Consider the following 7,776-nt stretch of genomic DNA (forward strand, 5'->3'; position numbering starts at 1 on the left):
CTGCCCGCGGACCACGGTCACCGCGAACGCCGACGGTCACCCGCGCCGGACCTTCGGCGAGACCACCACGACCGGTGGCGCCTCGGCGACCACGTCGACGTCGGACGACCGTCGCCGCGGGGGTGGGGGCGGGGCGGGGGCAGGCGCGGGCGCCGAGCCGTACCGTCCCGGTGTCACGCCCACCAACCTGCGGAAGTGCCGGGTGAGATGGGCCTGGTCGTAGAAGCCCGCGGCCACCGCGACCTCGCCCACCGGCAGCCCGTCGAGCAGCAGCCGACGGGCCCGGTCCACCCGGCGGGCGGTCAGATACTGATGCGGCGCGATGCCGTACGCCCCGCTGAACGCCCGCACCAGGTGCGCCGGATGCGCCTGGAGCAGCCCGGCCGCCGCGCCCAGCGTCAGTCCCTCCGCCACGCGCGCGTCGAACAACTCCCGCAGCCGGCGCGCGAGGACGGGGTCGCGGTGCTGCGGCCGTACGGCCTTGCCGGGCCGCAGCAGGCCGCGCAGCCGTTCCCCGATGAACGTCAGCCGGCTGTCGGCCTCCAGCTCGTCGCCGGGCCGGGACAGCGCGCCGTGCAACTGGCCCACCCGCCGCCGCAGCACCGGATCCCGCAGGTCGGGCCCGTCCACGGCCGGCCCGATCAGCTCCTCGCCGAGCACGCTCGCGTCGAGGTACAGCACCCGCTTGCGGAAACCGTCCGGGGTGACGGCGGACCCGTTGTGCGGCACATGCGGCGGCAACAGCGACACGGAGTCGTGCGAGGTGTTGTGCGGGGTGCCGTGCTCATGCCGGTCCAGGTCGTACCGTACGGCCCCGTCGTCGACGATGAGCAGCGTCCACGCCTCGTGCACGTGCATCGGGTAGGCGTACCCGGTGAAGTGCGCGTGGAAGACCTCCACGACGCCCGGTACCCGGGGGCGCCAGGCAAAGACGTCGGCGGTCGGCTGCGGGGCCGGGCGGGAAACGGCCATGCAAAGAACGTACAAGACCGCGGCGGACGCCGGACGGCAGTCTCGTGGCATGAGCACTGAACCCCTTCGCTTCGACACGAAGATCGCCGTCCTGCTGCGCGAGGACCTGGAGACCTGGCAGCGCCTGAACGTCACCGCGTTCCTGGTCAGCGGCCTGGGCACGGCGGTGCCCGAGGTGATCGGGGAGCCGTACGAGGACGCGGACGGCGTCCCCTACCTGCCGATGTTCCGCCAGCCCGTGCTGGTCTTCGAGGGCACCAAGGAGACGCTGACGGCGGCCCACGCGCGCGTCCTCTCCCGGTCCCTCCCGCGCGCGGTGTTCACCGGCGACCTCTTCACCACCGGCAACGACCGCGACAACCGCGCGGCGGTGCGGGCCGTGCCGACGGACGACCTCGACCTGGTGGGGCTCGCGGTGTACGGGCCGCGGAACGCGGTGGACAAGGTGCTGAAGGGGGCGCGGATGCATCCGTGAGGCGCCTCCCGGCGATCCACAGCTCCTCCCGGCGATCCTCAGGCCGCGCGCCTCCAGCAGATCCTCAGGGCGCGCCGACCCCCACCTCTCTTCAGTCCGAGCCGACGTCCACGTCTCGTCAGGCCGCGCCGACCTCTACGTCCGCCTTCGCCGCTGCGGGGCGGCCGGCCAGGGCCTCCTCCGCCGGCAGGCCCCGCATCAGCAGCGCGTACCCGACGCCCGCCACCGTCCCGACGACCGCGCACAGGCCCCACAGCCACTCCGCGCCGTACCGGTCGATGACGACGCCGGACGTCAGCGGGGCGACGAGCGCGGCCACCGCCCACGACATGGAGTACATGCCCTGGTAGCGACCGCGGCCGTGCACGGGGGAGAGACGGACCACCAGGCCGGTCTGGGTCGGCGCGTTGACGATCTCGGCAAGGGTCCACACGCAGACCGTCAGCGCGAACAGGCCGACCGAACCGGCGAACGCGGTCAGCCCGAAGCCGTACCCGGCGAGGAGCGACGAGATCACCAGCAGCCGGCCCGGATCGCGATGCTGGATGAACCGGGTGACGGGGATCTGGAGCGCGACGATCAGGACGCCGTTGACGGCGATCGCCATGCCGTAGTCGGCCGGGGTGAAGCCGGCCGCGCCCATCGCCACCGGCAGGCCGACCGCCCCCTGCTGGAAGACGAACGCGACCAGGAAGGACAGCCCGACCACCCCCATGAACCGCCGGTCACGCAGCACGGTCCCGAGCCCTACGGCCTCCTGCGTGCTGGTCGTCATGTTCTTGCCGTCCTGCTCCGGGCGGGACTCGGGCACCCTGAGGAAGACGACGATCGCGCAGGCCAGCGTCATACCGGCCTCGATCAGGAACCCGGCGAGATAACTGAACTCGGCGATGAACCCGGCGCCCATGGAGGAGATGGCGAAGCCGAGGTTGATGGCCCAGTAGTTCAGCGAGAACGCCCGGACCCGGTCCTCGGGCGGCACGATGTCCGCCATCATCGCCTGCACCGCGGGCCGGGAGGCGTTGGAGGCCATACCGACGAGGAAGGCGACACCGGCGATGGCCAGCGGGTGGTGCACGAAGCCGAGAGCCGCCACGGACAGTGCGGTGCCGGTCTGCGCGACGAGCATCGTGGGCCGCCGGCCCAGCCGGTCGGCCATCACCCCGCCGGCCAGGGACGAGATGACCCCGCCCAGCCCGTGCAGCGCGGCGACGAGACCGGCGTAGGAAGCGGAGTAGCCGCGGTCGAGGGTCAGATACAGCGCCATGAAGGTGGCGACGAAAGCGCCGAGCCGGTTCACCAGGGTGCTGGTCCACAGCCACCAGAACTCGCCCGGCAGCCCGGAGACGGTCTCCCGGGCGGCACGTCGGAAGGATCTGACGGAGACGACGGACGACATGACAGATCCCCCGGATGTAAGCGGCGCTGGCGGTGCCTAGAACTTACGAGGGGGCCTGCTGCGGCGACCACTCAATTAACAGATCCCGTCAACTGTCCACCGGCCTCTCCACCGGCCTCTCCGCCGGCTGTCCGCTCCTCGGGCACCGGGCACCGGCCCCCAAAACCTTGGATTACGCTCATAGCCATGGCCGACGCACCGTACAAGCTGATCCTCCTCCGCCACGGCGAGAGCGAGTGGAACGCGAAGAACCTGTTCACCGGCTGGGTGGACGTCAACCTCAACGAGAAGGGCGAGAAGGAGGCGGTCCGCGGCGGTGAGCTGCTCAAGGACGCCGGCCTGCTGCCCGACGTGGTCCACACGTCCCTCCAGAAGCGCGCGATCCGCACCGCGCAGCTGGCCCTCGAGGCCGCCGACCGACTCTGGATCCCGGTCCACCGCTCCTGGCGCCTGAACGAGCGTCACTACGGCGCCCTCCAGGGCAAGGACAAGGCCCAGACGCTCGCCGAGTTCGGCGAGGAGCAGTTCATGCTCTGGCGCCGCTCGTACGACACCCCGCCGCCGCCGCTCGCCCGCGACGCCGAGTACTCGCAGTTCGACGACGCGCGTTACGCGACCCTGCCGCCCGAGCTGCGCCCCCAGACGGAGTGCCTCAAGGACGTCGTCGTCCGCATGCTCCCGTACTGGTTCGACGCCATCGTCCCCGACCTCCTCACCGGCCGCACGGTCCTGGTCGCCGCCCACGGCAACTCGCTCCGCGCCCTGGTCAAGCACCTCGACGGCATCTCCGACGCCGACATCGCGGGCCTGAACATCCCCACGGGCATCCCCCTGTCCTACGAACTCGACACCGACTTCAAGCCGCTCACCCCCGGCGGCACCTACCTCGACCCGGCCGCCGCAGCGGCAGCCATCGAGGCGGTCAAGAACCAGGGCAAGAAGAAGTAACGCGACACCGGTAAGCCCCCGACCTGCGAGTTTCTCGCGGGGCGGGGGCTTTTTGGTGGGGCTGGGCCGTCTCTGGGCCGTCAGGTGGGACGGCGCCAGCGGCGGACCCGGATGTCGAGGACGATCAGCAGCGCCACGGGGACGGCGATCTCGGCGGGCGTGTCGGCCCAGAGGGCGAGCGCGCCGCCGGCTGTGCCGATGAGCGCCATCGGCAAGTCGCGGGGACAGATGTCGACACTGACACCTGCGCGTGGGACCATATTGCCTCCTTCTGTGGTCGGTTCCTGGTTACGGCTTCCGAACGCGGAATTGGAAACGAATGCCGCCCCTGTCCGGGCGGCATTCTCATGCGCTGGAACTCTCCCATAGCAGCCACCCGTCCCACAAACGTGCAGCTGGAATGCGGGTGCTGTCCCTGTTCCGTAGACAGTTCGTCTACGGAACAGGGACAGTGAGGCTTTCCGGGGGCTTCATGACTCTCTCTAGTTTCCGCAAGTTTCCGGCATCTTCTCTGTGCCCGCTGCCGCTCGTTGGGGCTCCCTGAGTGATCTGAGAGTCCCTGACGTTACCTCAAGTGTCCTGACATCCATGAGGCGTTCCTCGGCATCCGGATATTCCATGGATGGAACGAATCGTTCCATCCGGTGAACGACGGGAAGTCTCCCTCGTGAGGGAGACTTCCCGTCACTGATTGCACGCTTTCCGCTAGCCAGCTAGCTTTCTTGCTAGCCAGAAAGATTCCCTCCCGAGGGAGAAAGGAAGCCTTGAGGCTCTCTTCTAGAGCTTCCAGGGGGTAGGGCCCAGATCTACGCATCGAATTCTTCGTATGCCTGAGCGATTGCCTTTCGCGTACGTTCCTGGCTGGAGGGCATGAGGTGCGCGTACACCCGGAGCGTCAGGCCGGGATCCGAGTGGCCGAGGTACTCGGCGAGAGCCTTGATGTTCTCTCCGGCGTCCAGGAGCACCGAGGCGTAGAAGTGCCTGAGTGCGTGCATGCCGTTCTCGCGAGACTCGGCGTATGACTCGCCAGGCTTCCGCTCGGGGATCACCCCGGCAGAGGCAAGCGCCCGCTTCCACGCCTCCTCGTTGAGCGACGTCCGCCAGACGTGACCACCGCGCGGCCCGGTGAAGATCAGCCGCTTGGTCACCGGAGGCCCGTCCGCCACCTTCCACGGCAAGGTGATGTCGACCGGCGGGAACCGCTTCATGTGGGCCCGCAGGGCATCAGCGACCGGCCCAGGAAGCGGCACGTCCCGGAGCTTGCCGCCCTTGGGCGGGGCAAAGACGGCCTTGCTGCGGCTCAGCTTGAGCTGCTGGACCACATGCAACGTGTCCGACGCGAAGTCGATCGCGTCGACGGCCACACCGAGGATCTCGCCCTGTCGCAGGCCACAGCCGCCGCCCAGGTCGACCATGGCCCGGAACCGCTGGGGCATGCCGGCCTGGACAGCGAAGACCCGTTCCGGTGTCCAGGGAGTGACGCGACTGTCGTCCACGGCCGGTGGCCGGACGGAGCGAGCCGCACACGGATTCCGGGGAAGGTGCCCGTCGTCCACGGCAGCGCTGAGGGCGGCACGCACGTTGGAGTAGATGGTGCGGGCGTACGAGCCCCGGATGCCGTTCTCGCTCAGTTGCCGCACCCAGTCACGGATGTGCGCAGGCTGGAAGGAGCCGAGCGGGCGCGATCCCAAGTACGGGAAGGCGTGCAGCCGAAGCTGCGACTCCATCGAAGCCTGGGTGTTCGGATCGGCCCCCTGAGTGGATACCCATGTCTCGGCATACTGCTGGAAGGTGACCCGAGCGGCACGAGGGTCGATGTACTGCCCGCGTGCCATGTCCGCCTCGGTGTGGGCGAGCCACTGGTCAGCAAGCCGCTTCTGTCTGTCGGGGAAGCTCTTGGACTTCTCCGTACCGTCCGGGCCGACGTACCGCGCGCGGTAGCGCGAGCCTGAGCCATAGCGCTCGCTCTTCACTTTGCGGGTCTTGCCGTCCGGCCCGATCTCGGTCTTGTACCAGCGGTCTTGGATGTGTCCGGCCATCAGGCAGCCGCCCCCTCACGCTGGGAGTCCACCCAAGCCCGAACGTCTGCCGGGTCGAAGCGCAGATGCCGGCCGACACGGAAGCCACGGGGCCCGGTGCGCTTGCGTCGCCACTGGTAGACCGTCTCAACGCTGGGCAGCTCGAACATCTCCACCAAGTCGTCAGGTGTCAGGTACCGCGCGGGCAGGGGACGCGGCTCCGTGGCCACGTCGACCAGGGCGAGGCGTCGGCTAGCCACGGGTGGGTTCTCCTTCGGTTCCGGGGGCGGGTTCGATGGACGTGGCCAGCCAGGCTTCGGCGTCGGAGAGGCCGGTTCCGGCGAAGACCCAATGGGCGAGGACGAGAGTCGTGGTCACCTCCGGATTTCCGGAGGTGACTAGGCCGTCGGTAACCGCTGCTGCCTGTGCTCGTCGCCATTCGGCGCGAGCGGTGCGGAGCGCGCCGAGGGTGGTGGAGTAGCGGCGGGACTTGGTGGAGAAGTGGCCGCGGAAGCCGAGCATGTGCGCCCAGGCCCGCAGGCGGAGGTGTTCGAGGTCTTTGCGTGCGCCCAGGGCCCACGCGGTCCGGATGAGGCGGCGGGCGTGTTCGCTGATGTCGAACTGGGCGAGTTCGGCGGCGAACTTCAGCGGGCGGTCGAGTGCTCCCGTGGCGGTTTCCGCTCCCTTGGTGGCGTACTTGGCGATGTACGCGGCCACGGCCCGTTCGGTCAGCTCCTGGCCGCTGTCGAAGTCGGCGGAACGGATGGTCCGGACGTCGAGTTGGCGGCCGAAGGCGAAGGTATGAGCGCGACCGTTGATGGTGGGTCCGTCGACGCGGGCCTTGGCAGCGGCGGCGCCGATGGCGTCGGTGAGCAGCTCGGCGGTTGCCCACGCCGGGGGTGGGGTGTCGCCGCCGGTCGGGCCGTCGAGCCGTATGACGGCGTGGAAGTGGACCGCGCCGCGCTTTTGGTACTCCGCGACCTTGGCGAAGGAGACGCGGGCATGGTCGCGGAGACGGCGCTGTGAGAGGCCCGCTCGCTTGGCGACCTCGCGGCGGACGTACGTCGAGAAGCGGCGCCAGAGGGGACCGGCGTGCGCGTTCCACAGGATGGCGGCCTCGTAGTCGTAGGTGTCCGGGTTCAGCGGGGTGCCGAGCGCCTCGTCCTCCTGGTCGTGCCGGATTCCGCAGCGGCAGGGGCGGCCATCGGTGCGGCGGTTGTGGACCGGGCCGAAGCCGGGGGCGGTGAAGGTGGCGAAGACACGGGGGTGGGTGGCGACGTGTTCCGGGGTGCCCTTGCCGCCGCGTAGTCCGGCGGTGATCAGCTGGAAGGTGTCGCGGCGGTAGACCTCGGAGCAGGCCGGGCAGCGGGTCGTACGGCGGTTGTTGCAGCGGACGAGGAGTTGGCCGGCCGGGAGGTCGCCCGAGTCGAGGCGATGGAGGACGCGGCCGATCTCGCCGGTGGCGGTGTCGACGTCGTATTCGGTGCGGTGGCCGTCGAGGCGGATCGGGTGGGTGCAGCCGCCGAGTCCGGAGAGCTGCCGGAGGATACCGGGCAGGTTGCCGCCTGCGGCGAGGTCGCTGAGTTCCGGGAGTGGTGGAGGGGTGGCGCGGGTGAAGATGGCGGTTCTCCTTCTGATGGGCACTTCGGGAGGGGTGGGCGCCGGGGCGGCGGGCGCGTGGTTGTGTCACGCCGCCCCGGCGGTCTGGCGACAGGTCACCGGCGGTGGTGGTCGCGGAGCAGGGAGCGCAGGACCACGGCGGCGACGGCGACCGAGATGGCCGTGATGGCGACGGCGGCCAGGAGGGCGGTGAGGACGACTCCGCCGACGAGCACGGCCGCGACCGTCTTCTGATCGATGGACACCGATGGGAGCGAGCGCCGGACCGGGACGGGGGCCTGGTCGGTCGGGGTGCTGGTACATCACAAAACTTGAAGATGACGACAAAAAAAAAAAAAAAAAAT

At 69.7% G+C, this 7,776-nt stretch carries 8 protein-coding genes and 1 pseudogene; 2 read left to right on the top strand and 7 right to left on the bottom strand.

Features of this window, described 5'->3' with window-relative positions; translation table 11 throughout:
- Positions 1–36 precede the first annotated feature (36 nt).
- Positions 37–972 (bottom strand): AraC family transcriptional regulator, encoded by a 936-nt coding sequence (locus P1P75_RS20045; RefSeq protein WP_319257248.1) that lies wholly within the window; start codon positions 970–972, stop codon positions 37–39.
- 49 nt (positions 973–1,021) lie between these two features.
- Here P1P75_RS20045 and P1P75_RS20050 point away from each other — a divergent pair, with 49 nt between their 5' ends.
- Entirely contained in the window at positions 1,022–1,447 is a 426-nt protein-coding gene (locus tag P1P75_RS20050) for a DUF2000 domain-containing protein (protein WP_319257250.1), read from the top strand.
- Positions 1,448–1,565: 118 nt separating this feature from the next.
- Here P1P75_RS20050 and P1P75_RS20055 read toward each other — a convergent pair whose 3' ends face one another.
- Positions 1,566–2,846, bottom strand: coding sequence for an MFS transporter (locus P1P75_RS20055; protein ID WP_319257252.1), 1,281 nt, complete (start codon positions 2,844–2,846; stop codon positions 1,566–1,568).
- A 186-nt stretch (positions 2,847–3,032) separates the two neighbouring features.
- On the opposite strand from P1P75_RS20055, the gene P1P75_RS20060 reads away from it, so the two are divergent.
- Complete coding sequence (locus tag P1P75_RS20060; RefSeq protein WP_319257254.1) at positions 3,033–3,794, top strand: phosphoglyceromutase; 762 nt, start codon at positions 3,033–3,035, stop codon at positions 3,792–3,794.
- A gap of 80 nt (positions 3,795–3,874) precedes the next feature.
- Here P1P75_RS20060 and P1P75_RS20065 read toward each other — a convergent pair whose 3' ends face one another.
- The 5 genes and pseudogenes from P1P75_RS20065 to P1P75_RS20085 form a co-directional block, all read right to left on the bottom strand.
- The gene (locus P1P75_RS20065) at positions 3,875–4,054 is read right to left on the bottom strand and encodes a hypothetical protein (RefSeq protein WP_319257256.1); all 180 of its coding nucleotides are present in this window, start codon (positions 4,052–4,054) and stop codon (positions 3,875–3,877) included.
- A 546-nt stretch (positions 4,055–4,600) separates the two neighbouring features.
- Positions 4,601–5,833: a tyrosine-type recombinase/integrase gene (locus P1P75_RS20070; protein WP_319257258.1), complete on the bottom strand. Its 1,233-nt coding sequence runs from the start codon at positions 5,831–5,833 to the stop codon at positions 4,601–4,603.
- Positions 5,833–6,072, bottom strand: coding sequence for a helix-turn-helix domain-containing protein (locus P1P75_RS20075; RefSeq protein WP_319257260.1), 240 nt, complete (start codon positions 6,070–6,072; stop codon positions 5,833–5,835). Before P1P75_RS20075 ends, P1P75_RS20070 begins: the two co-directional genes overlap by 1 nt.
- Positions 6,065–7,369 (bottom strand): replication initiator, encoded by a 1,305-nt coding sequence (locus P1P75_RS20080; RefSeq protein ID WP_319257266.1) that lies wholly within the window; start codon positions 7,367–7,369, stop codon positions 6,065–6,067. Before P1P75_RS20080 ends, P1P75_RS20075 begins: the two co-directional genes overlap by 8 nt.
- A gap of 158 nt (positions 7,370–7,527) precedes the next feature.
- Positions 7,528–7,751 (bottom strand): annotated as a pseudogene (locus P1P75_RS20085) (SpdD protein).
- Between the last annotated feature and the right edge of the window lie 25 nt (positions 7,752–7,776).

Source organism: Streptomyces sp. ID05-39B (genome assembly GCF_033794725.1).
Taxonomy (GTDB): Bacteria; Actinomycetota; Actinomycetes; order Streptomycetales; family Streptomycetaceae; genus Streptomyces; species Streptomyces bobili.

What these genes read in the sequence shown, in the direction of transcription:
- P1P75_RS20045 (WP_319257248.1), bottom strand. Translation starts at nt 972, where the DNA reads ATGGCCGTTTCCCGCCCGGCCCCGCAGCCGACCGCCGACGTCTTTGCC.
- P1P75_RS20050 (WP_319257250.1), top strand. Translation starts at nt 1,022, where the DNA reads ATGAGCACTGAACCCCTTCGCTTCGACACGAAGATCGCCGTCCTGCTG.
- P1P75_RS20055 (WP_319257252.1), bottom strand. Translation starts at nt 2,846, where the DNA reads ATGTCGTCCGTCGTCTCCGTCAGATCCTTCCGACGTGCCGCCCGGGAG.
- P1P75_RS20060 (WP_319257254.1), top strand. Translation starts at nt 3,033, where the DNA reads ATGGCCGACGCACCGTACAAGCTGATCCTCCTCCGCCACGGCGAGAGC.
- P1P75_RS20065 (WP_319257256.1), bottom strand. Translation starts at nt 4,054, where the DNA reads ATGGTCCCACGCGCAGGTGTCAGTGTCGACATCTGTCCCCGCGACTTG.
- P1P75_RS20070 (WP_319257258.1), bottom strand. Translation starts at nt 5,833, where the DNA reads ATGGCCGGACACATCCAAGACCGCTGGTACAAGACCGAGATCGGGCCG.